Source organism: Type-C symbiont of Plautia stali, from assembly GCF_059730935.1.
On the sequence record NZ_AP035924.1, the window covers coordinates 468,618 to 486,526 of the forward strand.

The following is a 17,909-nucleotide window of genomic DNA, read 5'->3' on the forward strand; positions in this document are numbered from 1 at the left end:
TGTTCAGCTAACAACCGTGGTTGTCAGATAAGTCACCAAAATCAGTAACCGTTATCGTGCCGGTTATCTGCTAAACCCATGATTTCGCACTTCAGTGGGTAAAAATATAGTTCACTGGCTGCTGTTAGCAGGGTAAAAACCCATCAGGTAATCAGGTGCAGTGCTGGCGGTCATCGCAAGGGTATGAATTGGTGGTTTTTTTCGGCTTTATTGCTAAAGGTCTGAAATTGCAGGCAGGTGATGAGGCAAAGCGTCAGAGGGTGCTGACGAGAAATGCGCTGGCAGGCAGTGATGCTGCACCCAGGGAAGAAGTACAGACAACCTGTTGCGCCAGCTCGCGCTGAACACGCGCATAGCGCCGCAGGTTGATGCAGAGAAAAAGCGCGCGATTAAGCGCGCAATGCATTATTTGGCATACGCCTCGGTAGAGAGCGTAATCGTCACTTCGTCGCCCACGGCTGGAACATATTTATCGATTTTAAAATCCGAGCGTTTGATGACGCCGGTGGCATCAAAACCGATTGCCTGCTTTTTAACCATAGGATGCATATCCTGCTTGTTCAGCGTGGCATGCAGCACAACCGGCTTAGTGATACCTTTGATGGTTAAATTACCCTGCACATCATATTTATTATCGCCTTTGCTTTCCACATGGGTGCTGTGGAAGGTGGCCTGAGGATATTTTTTAACGTCAAAATACTCATTACCCAAAAACTCTTTGGTCAGCGCCGGCACATGCGTGTCAATCGTTTTTAACGGCAGGGTCACATTAACCTGTGACTTTTCCGGGTTTTCTTTATCAAAAGCCAGTTGACCGGAAACATCAGAAATATCAGCAGTCGGATGAGAGAAACCAAAGTGATTCCATGCGATCACCACGGAAGTATGTTGCGGGTCAAGGTTATATTCCGTCGCCGCGGCATGTGACAGGGGAACATATAATGCCACCAGAGAAAGCAGCGCCGTTTTTTTCAATAATTTCATGGAAACATCCTCAAATAATCGAGTGCTAATACTGTAGCGCAAACCTGCAGAGGTGTTATTGAAATCATTTGCTTTACCCTTTCAAAATTTTTAACCGTTTTTCCCCGCACGCAAATAATAACGCAGCGTGAAATTTACTGAAATGACGCAATTAAATTCCGGCGAGTCGAATTTAATAATTCCGTTTTTATGTGGGCTAATTTAGCGGCGAGGAGAAGAACGGTAAACCATGTTGAGCATGCGATTAACAGACCGCCTGAATAGCCGGCGGCCGCCACGCTTTAATCTTCGCTGGCACGACGTTGATCATAGACAATCTGTGCCTTTTCAATCGCGTCGCCCTGCTCTCTGGCCCACTTCACCAGCGCAACAAACGGATCCTGCAACGTCTGGCCCAGCGGCGTAATGGCATATTCCACCGCCACCGGGGACGAGGCGATCACGCGACGGCTAATCAGGCCGTTACGCTCCAGCCGGCGCAACGCCTCCGTCAGTGCCTTGTGGGTAATCGGATCAAGACGGCGCTTGATCGCGTTAAAGCGCGCGGGTTCAGTGCACAGCACGGTCAGAATTAATACCGACCACTTATTGGCGACCTGTTCCAGGATCGGACGGGTGCTGTTGATCTCTGCCAGCAGCGCCGCGATATCAGTCGGCATGGGGTTTCCTTATGTATATCTAATGTAGATAAGGTGCGTAATTGACACTAAATATACGAAATGTATCATCAGCCGTCCACCCCTCTCATTCTGGAGCAGCCATAATGAAACTCGAAGGAAAAGTCGCGCTGGTGACCGGCGGCGGCAGTGGTATCGGCCTCGCCATCGCGCGCCGTTTTGTGCAGGAAGGTGCCCACGTTTTCATCACCGGGCGACGCGAAGCGCTGCTGGCCGAAGCTGTCACGCTGACTGACGGACGCATTGAGGCAATAGCGGGCGACCTCACCAGCGCAGAGGATGTTACCCGTCTGTTTGACACCGTGCAGGCCCGCGCCGGACGTCTCGATATTCTGGTGAACTCCTCTGGCGTGGCTGAACCCGCCAGCCTCGAAGAGACCAGCGCAGAGCACTTTGACCGCACGTTCGGCCTCAACGTGCGTGCCATGGTATTCACCGTACAGCATGCGGTGAAGCACATGACGGAAGGCGGTGCCATCGTGCTGGTGGGATCGATTGCGGGCAGCATGGCCAATCCTGGCTATGGCGCTTATTCGGCCAGCAAAGCCGCGGTGCGCGCCTATGCCCGCACCTGGAGCAGCGAACTGGCACCGCGCGGCATTCGCGTCAACACGCTCAGTCCTGGCCCGACGGACACGCCGATGTTTGACCAGGTCAGCGACGAGGTACGACAGACATTCAGCGCGCAGATACCGGCCAAACGCCTCGGCCATCCTGACGAAGTTGCGGCGGCCGCCCTGTTCCTCGCATCGGACGAAAGCGTTTATGTCACCGGCAGCGAACTGGTGATTGATGGCGGCATGTCCGCGTAGTGGCTATCGTGCTGCACAGCGCGCCTGCCGGGCGTTGTGCAGCCACCGATAACGTTTCTCAGAAGGTATAGCTAAAGCCGACCGTGCCGGTGACCTGATCGCGCCGGGACACGATCGGGCTGTCCGCGGCGCGATCGCCCAGCCAGCTGTAACCGGCGCTGACCAGCGTGCCCCAGTGGGCATCAAACTGGTGGCTCCAGGTGAGCGTAGTCGCAACACCATAAAAGCCGCCGCCGGCATCGTAGCGTGAAAAACGGCTGCGGCTGCTCTGGACATTGCTCACGCCATACCAGGTATTCATATAACGCGCATCGCCAAACAGCGCCGCCGTCTGCAGTGCAATGGTATCGCTGTCGCGCTGGAGAGGCACCAGCGTAACGGATGCCTGATAGTTCACGCCCTGATCATCGCTGAGCGGCAGCACCGCTTTGCCCTCTGCACTCAGCCACGGCGTAAGCTGCCAGCCCAGCGCCAGTGCAGTGTTCACCGTCGCATTGATGTTTCCCATACCTTGCAGCCGGCTGGCGCCGTCCCGCCACGTTGAATCTTTATCGCTTCGGCCGAGGCCGTAACCCAGCGTGTGTTCCAGATAAAACCCGCTGTCGCTCTGCAGGTCGTACCCGATGCCTTTCTGGGCATCAGCAAAAAATGCGCCATCTCTGGCCTGGAAAATCGGTACCGGCTGCACCCGTGTTTTATTCGATCCGCTGTAGCGTGGCGCGAATTGCGCCCCCGCGCCGAGCGTCAGGCTGGTCTGTGCGTCACCATCCGCCCTGGCGGCAGCGGAAATCATGAGTAGCAGATGGGTCATGTACATCAGCGTTTTTCTGGTTATCATCGTGTCACCTCTTTATCGGTCCGTTTACCGCCCCTTGCCCGGGCAGCCGCAGCGCGAAGCCGAAGTATCCCGGGGCTGTGTCAACAAACAGCCAGGGATTTATGAAGAAACTGTCAAGGTGAGTTATGCAGACCAAAAATATCCTGATTATTGAGGACGATGCTGACGCGGCTGAGGTGCTGGAGGCCTATCTGCTACGGGAAAACTATGCGGTGCGTGTTGCCGCTGATGGCCTGAACGGACTTGAGCTGGCCCTGCGCTGGCAGCCCGATCTGATTTTGCTTGATGTGATGCTGCCCGGCCTGAACGGCACCGAGGTGCTGGCAAAACTCCGGCGCAGCAGCGAGGTGCCGGTGATTATGGTCACGGCCATGGGCGATACGCCCGATCGCATCGGTGCCCTGCGCTACGGCGCGGATGATTATGTGGTCAAGCCTTATCATCCCGGCGAAGTGGTGGCACGCGTGCAGGCAGTGCTGCGGCGCAGCGCGGTAAAAACGCCGCAGGAAGAGATCCTGCGCTGGCAGGGGCTGGAGGTGAACAGCGGCGCGATGACGGTTACCGTCACGCAGGCCTCGGGTAACGTGCTTTGCGTTGATACCACGCCAACCGAATTCACGCTGCTGGTCACGCTGATGCGCGCACCGGTGCGCGCGCTGAGCCGCCCGTTTTTGCTGGAGCAGTGTATGCCGGACAGCGACGCGCTGGAGCGGGTGATTGATACCCACGTATATAACCTGCGCAAAAAGCTGGAAGCGGCCGGTATGGCGGGCGTGCTGCTCAACGTGCGCGGCGTAGGCTACCGGTTCCGCCAGCCATGACAGAAAAATCCCCACAAACGCTCTGGCGCTGGCTTTGTCTGCGGATTCTGACGCTGGCTATCGGTACCGTGGTACTGATTGCTTTGTGCATGTGGCTGCGCTTCACGGTGCAGTACCTGTGGATCACGCACCATATGCCGCCGGCGGTTCTGCGTGAATTTCTCGCCCTGCGTGCGCACCCTGAACGCGATCCCGCGCGCTTTCACCAGATCATCGATAGCTGGTGGGGCATACGCTACTCCGATCCGTCCATTGCTTCCTCGGACTGGATCACCGTCGGCATCCTGGTGCTGGTGACCATTCCGTTTATTGCCTATTTCGGGCTGCGTCACGCGCGCCCGCTTTCTGCACAGTTCAGCCAGCTCAGACGAGCGGCAGACCAGGTGACCGCAGGCGATTTCGGTGCGCAGGCGGCGTTAACGCCGGCAGCGCCCGCCGAACTGGCGCAGTTCGCGCACAACTTCAACGCGATGACGCGCCAGCTGGCGCGTTACGACAAAGAGCTGCGTACGTCGCATGTCGCCATGGCGCATGAGCTGCGGTCGCCGCTCAACGCCGCCATGGTGCGTCTGCAGGCGCTGCTTGATGGCGTATTCAGCGCTGACTCACGTCAGCTCGCCCTGATCATGGCGCAGCTCAGTTGTCTGCACCGGCTGATCGATGAGCTGCATCTGCTGTCACTGGCGGATGCCGGCCAGCTCACACTGGAGAAAGTCCGCTGCAACCCGGCCGATATCCTGCGCGAGCGCCTGCAGTGGATCAAACCGCAGCTGGATGAAGCGCGCATCAGCACCGGGGTAGCGCTGGCTGAAGAGACATTGCTGCCGGTCGATCCGTTCCGTCTCGGGCAGGTTTTCACCATCCTGCTGGAAAACGCCCTGCGCTATGCCGGAAGCGGCAGCCAGCTGCAGCTGCGCACGCGCAACACCGTTGATTATTACGAAATCATCGTGCAGGACAGCGGCCCGGGCGTTCCTGCGGCGTTTCTGGCGTTGATGTTTGAGCGCTTTGCGCGCGGTGAGGCGTCACGCGCCCGCCACTCGGGCGGCAGCGGGCTGGGCCTGTCGATTGCGCGGGCGATTTGCCAGGCGCACGGCGGCACGATTAATGCCACGCTGCCGGCAACGGGAGGCTTGCAGGTACAGATTTTGTTGCCGCGCAACGCCTGACGTTGTTGCCCTTCTTGACACGCTCTTGATGGAACATCGCCGGATTCTTGATAATCGCACGGTGTAATGGCGCAAATACCGATAAAGGAATTGCGCCATGACCGACGAGCTTCCCTGCCTGATCAAACAGGGTGTGCGCCACCTGCTTAATCCGCGCCACCTGGTTTCCCTGCTGCCGCTGCTGCCCTGTCTGCTGCTGACGGCCCTGCTGCTGACCGGCTGTGACCGCAAGCGTTCACCCACGCCGCCGCCACCGCGTCCGGTAAAGTTCATCACGGTTGGCCCGCCCACGCCCGCCGGGCAGCAAACCCTGACCGGCGAGATCCGCGCGCACGATGAAACCTCGCTCAGTTTCAGGCTGGAGGGGCGGATTCTGACGCGCAGCGCCGATGTCGGCAGCCGCTTCAGGCAGGGAGAGACGCTCGCCGTGCTTGACAGTCCCGGCGCGCTGAATCAGCTGGCGAGCGCACAGGCGGAGCTGAACAGCAGCCGCGCGGCCGAAAAGGTGGCGGCCCTCAATCTGCACCGCATGCGCCTGCTGATGCCGTCCGGGGCAATTGCCCGTGCTCAGCTCGATAGCGCCAGCGCCGACTGGCAGGCTGCGCTGGCGCGGCGGCAGAGCAGTGAAGCGGCATTGAAAAATGCGCAGGATAGCCTGCGCTGGACCCACCTTACCGCGCCTGAGGATGGCGTGGTGACGGGCGTCAGCGCCGCAGCCGGTCAGGTGGTCAGCGCCGGTCAGACGGTGTTTACGGTTGCGACCGGCACAGGCCGTGACGTGGTATTTGACGTTGCCACACCTGAAACCCTCGATCGCCGGGCCAGTGCCCGTTTCCGCGTTGCGCTATTGCAGAATCCGTCCGTGATGGCCGAAGCGCACCTGCGTGACGTCAGTCCACAAGCCGACGCCCAGACACGCAGCTGGCGGGTGCGCATCACACTGGACAATCTTCCCGCGGAGATGGTGCTGGGTGCCAGCGTCGCCGTCACCCTGCCGCTGGCCGACACGACGGCGGATGCGGTGATGGCGATTCCGGCCACCGCGCTCACCCGCCAGGCAGGCCAGCCGGCGGTGTTTATTCTCGACCCGGTGAAAAACTGCGTTATCCGGCGCACGGTTGCGATTGCCGGCTACACGGCAGATGCGGTATGGATTCGCGCCGGCATCATGCCGGGCGATCGGGTAATCACGGCGGGCGTCAGAAGCCTGCGTGACGGTGAACGCGTTGCCGGCAGCCAGGAGGATCAGCATGAAACCGGCGTTTAATCTTTCTGCCTGGGCGCTGAAGCAGCAGCAGCTGATGACCTTTCTTATGTTGCTGATCGTGGCAGCAGGCATCGTCAGCTATGAAAAACTCTCGCGCAACGAAGATCCGGCGTTCACCATCAAAACTGCGGTGGTGTCTGCGCAGTGGCCAGGTGCCGACATCAACGATACGGTCAGACTGGTCACCGATCCGCTGGAGAAAAAGCTGCAGGAAATTCCCTGGCTGGATTATGTGCAGAGTGAAACGCACGCTGGCCGCACGGTCATTTTCGTCAATCTGCGTGACGACACCCCACCCGCGCAGGTGGCCGGCATCTGGTATCAGGTGCGTAAAAAAATGCAGGATGTGACCCCGGCTTTGCCGCAGGGCGTGCAGGGCCCGGCGGTCAACGATGAGTTTGACGATACCTTTGGCACGATTTACGGCTTCACCGCCGACGGTTTTTCTCCGCGTGAGCTGCGGGACCGGGTGGACGACATTCGCCGCGATCTGATGAGTCTGCCGGATGTGGGCAAGATCCAGCTACTGGGCGAGCAGGAAGAGCAACTGGTGGTGGCCTTTTCCCCGCGCCAGCTGTCCGCTATGGGACTGGATTTGCAGCAGGTAGCAGAGGCGCTACGGGCGCAGAATGTCGTCGAGCCGGCGGGCAGCGTGCGCACCGCCACCGATAACATCGCCCTGCGCGTGAGCGGTGCGTTCAACAGCGAGGCGAGCCTGCGGGCGGTTACGCTGCACGTTAACGATCGCTATGTTCCGCTGACGGCGATCGCCACCATCACGCGCCGCCCCGCCGAACCGCCCGCCCCGCTGTTCCGCGTCAACGGCCAGCCGGCCATTGGACTGGCGGTGTCGATGGCCGCCACCGGCAACATGCTGGATTTTGGCCAGGCACTGCGGACGCGCATGGAGAGCGAAGCCAGCCAGCTGCCGCACGGCATTGAGATGACGCGCATCGCCGATCAGTCAGCGGTAGTGCAACAGGCGGTGAGCGGATTTGTCGATGTGCTGGGCGAGGCGGTAATCATCGTGCTGGCGGTTTCGTTTGTCTCGCTGGGACTGCGCGCCGGCCTGGTGGTCGCGGCGGCGATCCCGCTGGTGCTCGCCATGACGTTTATCGGCATGCATCTGGCCGGTATCGGCCTGCAGCGCATCTCGCTGGGCGCACTGATCGTGGCGCTGGGCCTGCTGGTGGACGATGCAATGATCACGGTGGAAACCATGGTGGCGCGGCTGGAGGCCGGCGATTCCCGCACCGGCGCAGCGACCTGGGCGTTCAGTACCACCGCCTTCCCGATGCTGACCGGTACGCTGGTGATGATTGCCGGTTTTATTCCGGTCGGCTTTGCCGCCTCCAGCGCGGGAGAATATTGCTATACCCTGTTTGCGGTGGTGCTGATGGCGCTCATCAGCTCATGGCTGGTGGCGGTGCTGTTTTCACCGCTGACCGGCAGCTGGCTGTTGCCGGCCACGCTAAAGCAGCACCGCGCCGGAAACGGGCGCCTCAGCCAGTTCTATCGCCGCCTGCTGAGCAGCGTGCTGCGCCACCGCATGCTGACGCTGGCGATGGCGATGCTGGCGCTGTTGCTGGCCGGCGTCGGCACCACGTATATGCAGGGCGAGTTTTTCCCGGCCTCCGATCGGCCGGAGCTGCTGGTGAGCCTGGCGCTGCCGGCCAGTGCGTCGCAGCAGGCCACCCTGCGTCAGGTGCAACGCCTTGAGCGGATTGTCTCCGCCAGCCGGGATGTTGACCACTATTCGTCTTACGTCGGCACCGGTGCGATACGCTTCTACCTGCCCATGGATGTGCTGCTGGACGATGAAAACAGCGCTCAGCTGGTGGTCGTGGCCAAAAGCCTGGCCGCCCGTGAACGACTGCAGCGCTCGCTGGATGCGGTGCTTGCCCGGGATTTCAGCGACATCACCACGCGCGTCGCGCCGCTCGAGCTCGGTCCGCCGGTAGGCTGGCCGATTCGTTATCGCATCAGCGGTCCGGATTATCGCCAGGTGCAGCAGCTGGCAGAGCGGCTGGCCGCCGCGCTCGGCAGCTCAGCGCTGACGCGTGACGTCAATCAAACCGCCGGTGAGCCCGAACGCGTTATCACTTTGCAGGTGAATCAGACGGCAGCGCGCGCAGCCGGCCTCTCTTCTGACCTGATTGCTCAGTATCTGCATACGCTCTGGTCAGGAACGCTGATCACCACGGTACGCGATCGCAACCGGCTGATTGATGTGGTGCTACAGGGCAACGCTGCGGCGCGCCATGACCTGAGCAGCCTGTCCGGACTGCTGCTAACCGCGCCGTCGGGCGCAAAAATTCCGCTGACGCAGGTCGCAACACCGCAGTGGGGGCTGGAGGATCCCGTTATCTGGCGACGCCAGCGCCTGCCGTTTATCACCGTTCAGACCGATACGGCGCCGGGTTTGCGCGCGGAAGCCGTCTCCGCCGCCCTCACGCCGCTGATTGCCACCTTCAGGGCCAGCTTGCCGGCCGGTTACCGCCTGAGCGAGGACGGGGCGGTAGCAGAGTCTGACAAGGGCAACCAGTCGGTGATCGCTATCCTGCCGGTCACGCTGCTCTGCATGCTGGTATTGCTGATGTTACAACTGCGGCGGATTTCCCGCCTGCTGCTGGCCCTGCTGATGGCGCCCTTTGGTCTGCCGGGCATTGTGCTGGCCATGCTGCCGACCGGCACGCCGATGGGGTTTGTGGCGCTGCTGGGTGTTATTGCCCTGGCTGGCATGATCATCCGCAACGCGGTGATCCTGATCAGCGAGGCAGATAACAACGTTGATGCAGGTATGCCGCCAGATGCCGCCATTGCGGCTGCGGCAGAACACCGCGCCCGGCCGATCGTGCTCACCGCCAGCGCCGCGATTCTCGGTATGATCCCGATCTCGCGTCAGGTTTTCTGGGGACCGATGGCGCTGGCGATTATCGGTGGGCTGTTAGTGGCGACGCTGGTGACGCTCACGGTCTTACCCGCGGCGATGAGTCTGGTGATGCAGGCAGCAGCCCGTCGGGACAAACTGAAATCGCTGCGCTGGCGGCCGTTCAGAAAATAACCGCCTGCTGATCAGCCCTGCTGGCACGGGGCAACGAAAGGTTTATCCACAGGGTTCCGGGCGGGATATGCACGCCAGATGTGGACAGTATCAGGAGAGAACGCGCAGCACCGGCTGCGCGTGGCCACGGGCTATTTCACTACCGGATGCTTCTCCTGCTGCAGCGCATTCATAAAGGTGTCGCTGAGATGCAGATGCTGGCGCACCAGCGCTGGCGGCGTGCTGGCCAGCCACTGGTTAAGCGAAATATCCGCGTAATAATCGCTTTTAAACAGTTCCAGAAAGCGCAGCGGCTTGTCACCCGTGTTTTCGATATAGTGACCCATGGCAAAGGGCACATAGCCGACATCACCGGCGCGGAAGTCAAACGTACGCGCCTGACCCGACGAGGCAAACACGCCCATCCGCCCCTGACCTTCCAGATAGTATTGCCATTCGTCGTTATTGGGATGCCAGTGCAGTTCGCGCATCGCGCCGGGAGCCAGTTCCACCAGCGCGGCGGCGATGGTTTTCGATACCGTAAAATTACTGGAATCAGTAATGCGTACCGTGCCGCCCGGCAGCGTCAACGGCTTCTGCGCCAGCATTTTATGCGAGAAGACCTGCTTCGATTTCACCCCGCCGCTCACCGCCGAAGCCGCCGCGCCGTCCGGTGCCTGTCCGGCAAAGATGTACTCCTCTTCCGGCGAGGGCAGCGTGTTAAACACCTCAGCCGGCACGCCAAAGTTTTTTGCCAGCACTTCGGGCGGGATATGTTTGAACCAGTCGCTGAGCAGAAAGGTACTGTCTTCATCGAAATTGCCGTTGTCGAAGGCCAGCAGGAATTCGCAGCCGTCCGGTCCGAGCCCCTGAATCGAGTGCGGCACGCCCGGCGGGAAATACCATAAATCGCCCACGCCAACGTCATCGACAAACCAGCCACCTGCGGTATCCAGCGCGGTGATGCGCGCATTGCCGTACAGCATGTAGGCCCACTCGCCCTCTTTGTGCCAGTGCAGTTCGCGGATGCCCCCTTTATCCAGCCGCATATCGACGCCAGCAATGGTGGTGGAAATGCCCAGTTCGCGCTGCGTCACCTGGCGCGTCCAGCCGCCGCTGCCCTTGCGCACGTGCGCATCGCTAAACGAAAAGCGCAGGTTGGGTAATGTGCCGCTGTCGGTTGCTGGCGGATCGACCAGATCCGGATTCAGCGCTTCGCGCACCGGATCGTGCGGGCCAGGGTCGCGCGGATGGTTGGGATCATTCGCCGGATAAGTCGCCACCTTGCCGTCGTGGGCATGGACCTTGCCGGCGGCCAGCGCCACGGTGCCACCAGCCGCGAAGGCCATAAAGCTTCTGCGAGATAAGTTTTCCAGTTTCATACCTGCTGTTTTCCTCAGTTTCTTATGGTTTGTGTCATGCCCCTTAACCATAATCAAACTGTGGCTTTCGCCAACCTTGTGTCACCGCTGAAATCAATAGAAAACCTTTATCATCTCGTAATCCCGCTATTCGCCAGCCTCACGCCATTTACGCTTCGTTGAGATCGCGTTGACGTTCAGGTTATATCAGCCGACAAATAAGGCACAAAGTGATTAAATCCCCTCCCTGATTAAGCAATTTTTTTAATGATAGCCCGCCAAAAAAGTTAATTTAATGTTACAAAAGCATCGCAATTGCAATAATTACCCGGCTACGTTTTTTCTCCGGCGAGACGTGGCCGTTCCGGGCGGAAACCCATGCCAATCAATCGGCCAAACAGATGGCGTAAAAACGGATAGCGGCTGATGAGCTGCGGAACCTTACTGGGCGTGGTACGCGGGCGCTTGCCGCTGCTCATTTTGATCTGCAGGAATTGCGTCGCCACCGTCGGAAACTGCCGCCGCCGCTGCACGTTCTCCAAATCGCGCAGCGTGAGCGTGCCGTTTTGCAACGGCCGCGTCAGATAATTGGCGCTGGCCACCGCGTCCTGAATCGCCAGGTTCACACCCACGCCGCCAATCGGTGACATCGCATGTGCGGCATCGCCAATGCACAGCACGCCGGGCTTCATCCATTTGTCCAGCCGATCGATACGGATGGATAACAGACTCAGCTGCTGCCACTCCTGCAGCTGCGCCATGCGCGCCACGCTGAACGGCGCAACCTCTGCCATGCGGTTTTTCAGCGCGTCGAGCCCGGCCTGCTTCAGCGCCTCGAATTCGCCTTTCTGAATGGTGAATCCACACTGCCAGAATTCGCCGCGGTCAATGACAATGAAGTTTTGCTTCGGCCCCTTGTGGCCCATCCCGAGTTCAGGGTCGTCCGGCTGTTTATCCAGCCGGAACCACACCACATCGCGTGGAGCACCAAAGCTTTTACCCACCAGCCCGGCTTTCTGCCGCACCGCCGAGCGACGGCCATCAGCGCCTATCACCAGCGGCGCGTGAATTTCGTGACCTTGTAACGTTTTCACGCCTGCGATTACGCCATCCTGATAAAGAAAATCGTCAAAACCGGTGGATTGCAGCAGCGTGAAACCGGGATAGTGCGCCGCCTGGGCGGCGAGGAAAGTGAGGAAATCCCACTGCGGCATGAAGGCGATAAAACGGCAGCGCAACGGCAGACGGGAGAAATCGGCCATGGTGATCTCCTGCCCGCCCACTTCCGCCTGTAACTTTTCCGCGCGCTGATGCGGCAGCGCCAGCAGCGCGTCGAGCAGACCCAGCTGGTGCATGATCTCCAGGGTTGAGGGATGAATGGTGTCGCCGCGAAAATCGCGCAGAAAATCGGCGTGTTTCTCAATCACGACCGCGCGCAGGCCGGCGCGCGTCAGTAAATAGGCCAGCATTAAGCCGGCCGGACCGCCGCCGACGATACAGCAGTCGGCGTTTATTACCTGTGGAGACGGCATGATATCCTCATCAATCGCTATATATGATAATTGTTATCATTTATATAGCATCTGCGCGTCACCAGGGTGATGATAAATGCCGCAGTCAGACTAGTGGTTTGCTACCAGCCCCAGCGCAATCAGGCTGCGCGCGGTGGCAAGAATGGCCTCCTGCGGACTGCGCGGGTGCCAGTTCAGCAGCCAGCCAGCTTTAGCGGCGCTGACGTTCATATCAACGCCCAGCAGTTTTACCATTCCCGTCATCAGCGGATTTTGCGCTGCCGCCGCCCGCACCATGGCGTCACTCATTGGCTGCAGCGAAACTTTCTCTGCTTCTGCTGCCAGATGGGTTTTGAGCGTGCGCGCCACCTCAATAAGCGGCAGGCTGTGCCCCGAACTGGCGAGGAAGCGCTGCCCCTGAGCGGCGGCGTGGGTCATCGCCAGCACGTGCAGACTGGCCACGTCACGCACATCAACAAAACATGAGTTGATGTCAGGACAGCCTGGCTGCCCCTCCAGTAGCTCCTTCACAATGCGAATCGAATGTGAATAGTCGGCACCCAGCACCGGTCCCAGCACCGACACCGGGTTCACCGTGGCCAGTTCCAGACCGTTACCCTGCTCAGCGATAAACTGCCAGGCGGCGCGTTCCGCCAGGGTTTTCGATTTCTGATACGGCCACACATCGCCGCTGACATCGCTCCAGTCGCGCTCGGTAAAGGGGCGCGGATAGTCCGCTGGATGTCCGATACCGACCGCGCCAAACGCCGAGGTCAGCACCACACGTTTAACGCCTGCATCGCGCGCAGCGCGCAATACGCGCAGATTTCCTTCAATCGCCGGATTCACCCAGTCAGCTTCGCTTACCTGGCTGCCGGTCGGGGTGGGTGAAGCGCCATGCAGCACGAAGCGACAGCCTGCCACCGCGTCTTCCCAGCCGGCGTCTGCCGTTAAATCGGCAACGACAAATTGCAGCGCCTCGCCTGCGTCCACCCCGGCCTGCAACAGATGCGCCCTGACTTCAGCTTCACGTTCGGCATCACGTAAGGTGGTTCGCACCCGATAGCCCTGCTGCAGCAGCGCAATAATGCAGTACTGAGCGATAAACCCGCTGCCGCCGGTAACCAGAACCTTTTCATTACTCATTTTTCTTCCTCATCACAATCATCGTTCATTCGACGCGCTCTACGTTAAGCGGCGGATGGCGGATTTTGAATGCTTGTAAATGCACTTTACTTGCGTGATAGTACAGAAATGAGCCTTGATCCCTTTTCCGACATTCTGCGTTTCGTTCGCGCTGAATCATTGCTGACCGGCGGTTTTACCGCAGGCGGACGCTGGGCGCTGCGTTTCCCTGCGCCCGATAAAATTAAATTCTTCGCCATTATCAAAGGCAGTTGCTGGGTCATACTGGAGGGCGAACCTGAACCGTTCCACTTTGCCACCGGCGACGTCGGCTTGCTGAGCGCTAAACGCGCCTTCGTGCTGGCCAGCCATCCGGACGAGCCGCCGGTTGACGCCATGAGTGTGTTTTATGGCGCAGGAAAAGGTCATGCGCCGATTGGCAGCGGTGATGATTTTGTCCATATCGGCGGCCATGTACTGCTTGATCCTGCCAGTGGTCGTTTACTGACCCACGTATTACATCCCTGGATTCAGGTACCGGCGGCGTCACCGCAGGCGGCGTCATTCCGCTGGGTGCTGGATCAACTGGTGCAGGAAGGCCAGCATGTCCAGCCGGGATCGCAGCTGGCAACGGCCCAGCTGGCACAACTGCTGTTCATCCAGATTCTGCGGGCGCATTTGCAAACCAGCAGCGCACTGCCCGCCAGCTGGCTGCGGGCGCTGAACGATGCGCGATTGGCACCGGCGTTACAGCGGCTGCATGGCGATCCTGCGCGCAACTGGCATCTGGACGAACTGGCGCGTGCCTGTGCCATGTCGCGCACCCGTTTTGCCCAATATTTTCGCCAGGTGGTCGGCATCACGCCGATAGCCTATCTGACGGCGTGGCGCATGCGGCTGGCGGAGCGTGCGTTGCAGGAGGAAAATGAGGCGGTGGCCGTGGTAGCGCAGACGCTGGGTTACGCCTCAGAGAGCGCCTTCAGCCATGCTTTTAAGCGTGAAACGGGTCAGTCACCCAATGCATTTCGCCGCGCCGTGCGGTTACAGCAGGCGCAGCGATAAAACGCGCCGCGTTGCGCGGCGCCGGGCATTATTTAAGTTGGGAAGAGACGCGCCACATATCCACCCCACCTTCGGTGGCGTAACGATCAATGTCCGCCAGCTCCTGTGCCGTAAAGGTCAGGTTGTCCAGCGCGCGCAGGGAATCGCTTAACTGATCAACGGTGCGGGCACCAATCAGCGCAGAAGTGACCCGCTCATCACGCAGCGCCCAGGCGATCGCCATCTGCGCCAGCGTCTGACCGCGCGCTTCAGCAATCGCGTTAAGCGCACGAATTTTTGCCAGGTTCTCTTCGCTGAGCATGGCAGAAAGACGCGGATCGCTGCCGCCGGCGCGCGCGCCCTGCGGTACGCCGTTGAGATATTTATTGGTTAGCATGCCCTGTGCCAGCGGTGAAAAGGCGATGCAACCGCTGCCGAGCTCCGCCAGCGTATCGAGCAGCCCGTGCTCAATAGTGCGGTTTAGCATCGAGTAATTGGGCTGATGAATAAACAGCGGCACTTTCTCATCGGCCAGAATCGCAGCGGCCTGACGCGTCAGCTCTGGCGAATGGGAAGAGATGCCGACATACAGCGCCTTGCCCTGACGATGCAGCTGTACCAGCGCGCCCATGGTTTCTTCCAGCGGCGTATTCGGATCAACGCGATGGCTGTAGAAGATATCGACATAATCCAGCCCCATGCGGCGCAGGCTGTTATCACAGCTGGCAATCAGATGTTTGCGAGTGCCGGTCGGGCCACCATACGGACCCGGCCACATATCCCAGCCCGCTTTGCTGGAGATAATCAGTTCATCACGATATGGGGCAAAATCCTGCGCCAGCCAGCGGCCAAAGTTCTCTTCAGCCGATCCCGCTGGCGGACCGTAGTTATTAGCCAGGTCGAAATGGGTAATGCCGTTATCAAACGCGTGGCGCAGGATCGCTCTGCCGGTCTCAAACACGTCAACGCCGCCAAAATTCTGCCATAGCCCCAGCGAGATCAGCGGCAGCACCAGGCCACTTTTGCCGGTTTTACGGTACTGCATGTTGGTCTGATAACGCGCTGGCGATGCAACATAACTCATAACAGATTCCTCTCATTAAATGCCGCCGTACAGGTGCACAGAAGACATTGTTCTGCCTTCCTGCAAAACCGCGCGGCTAACAGGCGATTGCCGGACAAATTTTTACCGCGTATCGTTAATCTGTAAAATTCATTATTGTGATTAAATTCATCTTTTATGGAGATAACTGATGGAATTGCGCCAGATGCGGCACTTTATCGCCGTGGCGGAACATGAAAATTTCACCCGCGCCGCACAGAGTATGCATATTGTGCAATCGGCCTTGTCCACCTCGATTAAACAGCTGGAGGAGGAACTGGGCACGCCGCTTTTTATCCGCTCCACTCGCCAGGTGCGCCTGACCATGGCCGGGAAAGTGTTTCTTGATTACGCCAGAACCATCGGCGCCTTTGTCGAAAAAGCGTCGCAGGAAGTGGCGGCGATCGTGGCGCTTAAGACCGGAACCCTGTCGATTGGCACGGTGCAAAGCGTGCCGCCATTTATCGATCTGCCGCAATTACTGGAAACCTTTATTCGTCGCTTTCCGGATTTTGACGTCAAGCTGTGCCAGGGATCATCGGCGAAGCTCAATGCAAAAGTGCACGATCAGCAGATCGATCTGGCGATTATGCCGGTGGAGGAAGTCTCCGACCGGCTGTCGTCGCGCATCATCGCCTGCGATGAAATCGTGGTAGCGTTCGCCGCCGATTATGCCGGATTCACCGCGATGCAGCCGGACGTCACCATGGCACAACTGGCGCAGCAGTCGTTTATCGATTTCGAAGCCGGCCAGGGCACGCGCAAGGTGAATGACAACAGTTTTGCTCTCCAGGGGCTGAGCCGCAAAGTGACGTTTGAAGTGAGCGATCTGGAAACCCTGCTGAGTCTGGTTGAGCGCAATATGGGGATTGCCCTGCTGCCCGAACAGGTAGTGAAAGCGCGCAGCACGACGCTGCATTATTGCCGCATCAGCGACGTTGATGTGTGCTGGGAACTGGCTGTAGCCTGGCTCAGCGATCGTCCCGGCAGTATGAACGTCTACGACCGGCCAGTGCAGGAGTTTATGGATATTCTGGGCAGCAGCGATTAGCGCCGGGGCGGGTAACGGCGGGATAGATATTAACAGGCATAAGATCTATGCCTGCTTTTCATCACTTCAACCCAGCGTCACAGCGTGATTTTGGCTGCGGCGTCACGACAAATTCGTTGCGTCACGCAATGTCAGGCCACGTTATCCTGTGGCCACAAAAATTGATTAACGCAATACCTCAAGACCCTTTCTATCAATGAGGTTAAGCAGGCGCAGCGCAGCGCCATTTGGCTTTTTCTCCTCGCGCTCCCATTTCACCACGGTGGCCGGGGACAGGCCAATATAGGCGGCTAACATGGCCTGACTCAGACCATGTCGCTCACGTAACTCACGAATAGCCTCGCCTGACATCAGTTGTAAAACCGGCAGAGAGGTACGCAGCTCACGTAATCTGACACGTGAATCGATTTTTTCGGTAAGCTCATCGCTAACCACCCCCAGCGGGTTAAAATCATGCGCGATTTCCTGCAGATCTTTTAGATGATCAACCATCGCATATTACCTCTCGCATTTTTCTCGCCTTTATCGCTGCTCTTTCCTGCTCAGTCGTCATGGCAAACAGTTGACTGGCTACCTGCCTGTAGAGATTAAGCTCATCCTCTTTAATCTCACGTATGCCACTCTTCGTGGTCGATTTAGCGTAACCGTTAACAAAAAACAGGTGTTTTTGTGATTTGAACGCGACAATCGCTCTGGCTCCGCCGCTTTTGCCGGCGCCGAGCGGAATGCGTTTTTTGTAAACACCACCCCCCAGGCTGGCCTCATACTGTCCGGCAATCAATTCGCGGGCAGCCAGACAGAGCTTGATGTCCGCAATCATGTCACCTTTGAAATTTCGGTCGAAGGGCTTCAATACATAAATGGCCATGCTGTTTCCCTGCTTTATGAAGAAGAGGACTGTCCTTGTCCTTGCCTGAACCACCTATACTACTAAGTACAATAGCAACCTGCAACGCCAGCGCGCATTAAAGCGCTAAATAGTGAAAGGGATGAAACTCCCGCCTGTACAGAAGCGCTTTTGTTGTATAAGTTTAAGGGTGCTGTCGGGGAAAAATTTCGCTCAGCAGGTCACACATTTCCGACAGAGGAAGAGCGACACTATCAGTC

At 58.8% G+C, this 17,909-nt stretch carries 16 protein-coding genes; 7 read left to right on the forward strand and 9 right to left on the reverse strand.

Going from position 1 to position 17,909, the window contains the following annotated elements:
- Window positions 1-405: 405 nt before the first annotated feature.
- Together AC6I7J_RS21290 and AC6I7J_RS21295 are read right to left on the reverse strand one after the other, a co-directional pair.
- Window positions 406-984, reverse strand: coding sequence for a YceI family protein (locus tag AC6I7J_RS21290; protein WP_104093361.1), 579 nt, complete (start codon window positions 982-984; stop codon window positions 406-408).
- Window positions 985-1,265: 281 nt separating this feature from the next.
- A complete protein-coding gene (locus tag AC6I7J_RS21295; protein WP_238562106.1) occupies window positions 1,266-1,643 on the reverse strand; it encodes a winged helix-turn-helix transcriptional regulator in 378 nt (125 codons plus the stop codon).
- A gap of 101 nt (window positions 1,644-1,744) precedes the next feature.
- On the opposite strand from AC6I7J_RS21295, the gene AC6I7J_RS21300 reads away from it, so the two are divergent.
- Entirely contained in the window at window positions 1,745-2,473 is a 729-nt protein-coding gene (locus AC6I7J_RS21300; protein WP_498007476.1) for an SDR family NAD(P)-dependent oxidoreductase, read from the forward strand.
- 58 nt (window positions 2,474-2,531) lie between these two features.
- Here AC6I7J_RS21300 and AC6I7J_RS21305 read toward each other — a convergent pair whose 3' ends face one another.
- Entirely contained in the window at window positions 2,532-3,311 is a 780-nt protein-coding gene (locus AC6I7J_RS21305; RefSeq protein WP_262258260.1) for a MipA/OmpV family protein, read from the reverse strand.
- A gap of 125 nt (window positions 3,312-3,436) precedes the next feature.
- Between AC6I7J_RS21305 and AC6I7J_RS21310 the strand changes: the two genes are divergently transcribed.
- The 4 genes from AC6I7J_RS21310 to AC6I7J_RS21325 all read left to right on the forward strand — a co-directional run bounded on the left by AC6I7J_RS21310 (window position 3,437) and on the right by AC6I7J_RS21325 (window position 9,632).
- Complete coding sequence (locus AC6I7J_RS21310) at window positions 3,437-4,132, forward strand: response regulator transcription factor (RefSeq protein WP_104093364.1); 696 nt, start codon at window positions 3,437-3,439, stop codon at window positions 4,130-4,132.
- Window positions 4,129-5,301, forward strand: coding sequence for a sensor histidine kinase (locus AC6I7J_RS21315; RefSeq protein ID WP_150360045.1), 1,173 nt, complete (start codon window positions 4,129-4,131; stop codon window positions 5,299-5,301). Before AC6I7J_RS21310 ends, AC6I7J_RS21315 begins: the two co-directional genes overlap by 4 nt.
- Window positions 5,302-5,398: 97 nt before the next feature.
- Window positions 5,399-6,568, forward strand: a complete 1,170-nt coding sequence (locus tag AC6I7J_RS21320) for an efflux RND transporter periplasmic adaptor subunit (RefSeq protein WP_264251822.1) — start codon at window positions 5,399-5,401, stop codon at window positions 6,566-6,568.
- A complete protein-coding gene (locus AC6I7J_RS21325; RefSeq protein WP_498007299.1) occupies window positions 6,552-9,632 on the forward strand; it encodes an efflux RND transporter permease subunit in 3,081 nt (1,026 codons plus the stop codon). Before AC6I7J_RS21320 ends, AC6I7J_RS21325 begins: the two co-directional genes overlap by 17 nt.
- Window positions 9,633-9,763: 131 nt before the next feature.
- Here the strand turns inward: AC6I7J_RS21325 and AC6I7J_RS21330 are convergent, their stop codons facing one another.
- The 3 genes from AC6I7J_RS21330 to AC6I7J_RS21340 form a co-directional block, all read right to left on the reverse strand.
- Entirely contained in the window at window positions 9,764-10,960 is a 1,197-nt protein-coding gene (locus AC6I7J_RS21330; RefSeq protein WP_222952400.1) for a cupin domain-containing protein, read from the reverse strand.
- Window positions 10,961-11,304: 344 nt separating this feature from the next.
- Window positions 11,305-12,504 (reverse strand): FAD-dependent oxidoreductase, encoded by a 1,200-nt coding sequence (locus tag AC6I7J_RS21335; RefSeq protein WP_498007300.1) that lies wholly within the window; start codon window positions 12,502-12,504, stop codon window positions 11,305-11,307.
- Between the two features lie 90 nt (window positions 12,505-12,594).
- Complete coding sequence (locus AC6I7J_RS21340) at window positions 12,595-13,629, reverse strand: SDR family oxidoreductase (protein ID WP_283342357.1); 1,035 nt, start codon at window positions 13,627-13,629, stop codon at window positions 12,595-12,597.
- 69 nt (window positions 13,630-13,698) lie between these two features.
- Between AC6I7J_RS21340 and AC6I7J_RS21345 the strand changes: the two genes are divergently transcribed.
- Window positions 13,699-14,670, forward strand: coding sequence for an AraC family transcriptional regulator (locus AC6I7J_RS21345; protein WP_498007301.1), 972 nt, complete (start codon window positions 13,699-13,701; stop codon window positions 14,668-14,670).
- 28 nt (window positions 14,671-14,698) lie between these two features.
- Here the strand turns inward: AC6I7J_RS21345 and mgrA are convergent, their stop codons facing one another.
- Window positions 14,699-15,733: an L-glyceraldehyde 3-phosphate reductase gene (gene mgrA / locus AC6I7J_RS21350; protein ID WP_058770277.1), complete on the reverse strand. Its 1,035-nt coding sequence runs from the start codon at window positions 15,731-15,733 to the stop codon at window positions 14,699-14,701.
- 169 nt (window positions 15,734-15,902) lie between these two features.
- Here mgrA and AC6I7J_RS21355 point away from each other — a divergent pair, with 169 nt between their 5' ends.
- Window positions 15,903-16,802 (forward strand): LysR family transcriptional regulator, encoded by a 900-nt coding sequence (locus tag AC6I7J_RS21355; RefSeq protein WP_125311491.1) that lies wholly within the window; start codon window positions 15,903-15,905, stop codon window positions 16,800-16,802.
- Between the two features lie 165 nt (window positions 16,803-16,967).
- On the opposite strand, the gene AC6I7J_RS21360 is transcribed toward AC6I7J_RS21355, so the two are convergent.
- Both AC6I7J_RS21360 and AC6I7J_RS21365 read right to left on the reverse strand, forming a co-directional pair.
- Window positions 16,968-17,294 carry a helix-turn-helix domain-containing protein gene (locus AC6I7J_RS21360; RefSeq protein ID WP_211726866.1) on the reverse strand — a complete coding sequence of 109 codons (327 nt, stop codon included), beginning with the start codon at window positions 17,292-17,294 and terminating at the stop codon, window positions 16,968-16,970.
- On the reverse strand, window positions 17,287-17,670 hold the full coding sequence (locus tag AC6I7J_RS21365; RefSeq protein WP_021508991.1) for a type II toxin-antitoxin system RelE/ParE family toxin: 384 nt from the start codon (window positions 17,668-17,670) through the stop codon (window positions 17,287-17,289). The genes AC6I7J_RS21360 and AC6I7J_RS21365 overlap by 8 nt, the downstream gene beginning before the upstream one ends.
- Between the last annotated feature and the right edge of the window lie 239 nt (window positions 17,671-17,909).

Excerpts from the sequence above, each read along its gene's own strand:
- AC6I7J_RS21290 (WP_104093361.1), bottom strand. The coding sequence starts at position 984 with ATGAAATTATTGAAAAAAACGGCGCTGCTTTCTCTGGTGGCATTATAT.
- AC6I7J_RS21295 (WP_238562106.1), bottom strand. The coding sequence starts at position 1,643 with ATGCCGACTGATATCGCGGCGCTGCTGGCAGAGATCAACAGCACCCGT.
- AC6I7J_RS21305 (WP_262258260.1), bottom strand. The coding sequence starts at position 3,311 with ATGATAACCAGAAAAACGCTGATGTACATGACCCATCTGCTACTCATG.
- AC6I7J_RS21310 (WP_104093364.1), top strand. The coding sequence starts at position 3,437 with ATGCAGACCAAAAATATCCTGATTATTGAGGACGATGCTGACGCGGCT.
- AC6I7J_RS21315 (WP_150360045.1), top strand. The coding sequence starts at position 4,129 with ATGACAGAAAAATCCCCACAAACGCTCTGGCGCTGGCTTTGTCTGCGG.
- AC6I7J_RS21320 (WP_264251822.1), top strand. The coding sequence starts at position 5,399 with ATGACCGACGAGCTTCCCTGCCTGATCAAACAGGGTGTGCGCCACCTG.
- AC6I7J_RS21325 (WP_498007299.1), top strand. The coding sequence starts at position 6,552 with ATGAAACCGGCGTTTAATCTTTCTGCCTGGGCGCTGAAGCAGCAGCAG.
- AC6I7J_RS21330 (WP_222952400.1), bottom strand. The coding sequence starts at position 10,960 with ATGGCCTTCGCGGCTGGTGGCACCGTGGCGCTGGCCGCCGGCAAGGTC.
- AC6I7J_RS21335 (WP_498007300.1), bottom strand. The coding sequence starts at position 12,504 with ATGCCGTCTCCACAGGTAATAAACGCCGACTGCTGTATCGTCGGCGGC.
- AC6I7J_RS21340 (WP_283342357.1), bottom strand. The coding sequence starts at position 13,629 with ATGAGTAATGAAAAGGTTCTGGTTACCGGCGGCAGCGGGTTTATCGCT.
- AC6I7J_RS21345 (WP_498007301.1), top strand. The coding sequence starts at position 13,699 with ATGCTTGTAAATGCACTTTACTTGCGTGATAGTACAGAAATGAGCCTT.
- mgrA (WP_058770277.1), bottom strand. The coding sequence starts at position 15,733 with ATGAGTTATGTTGCATCGCCAGCGCGTTATCAGACCAACATGCAGTAC.
- AC6I7J_RS21355 (WP_125311491.1), top strand. The coding sequence starts at position 15,903 with ATGGAATTGCGCCAGATGCGGCACTTTATCGCCGTGGCGGAACATGAA.
- AC6I7J_RS21360 (WP_211726866.1), bottom strand. The coding sequence starts at position 17,294 with ATGGTTGATCATCTAAAAGATCTGCAGGAAATCGCGCATGATTTTAAC.
- AC6I7J_RS21365 (WP_021508991.1), bottom strand. The coding sequence starts at position 17,670 with ATGGCCATTTATGTATTGAAGCCCTTCGACCGAAATTTCAAAGGTGAC.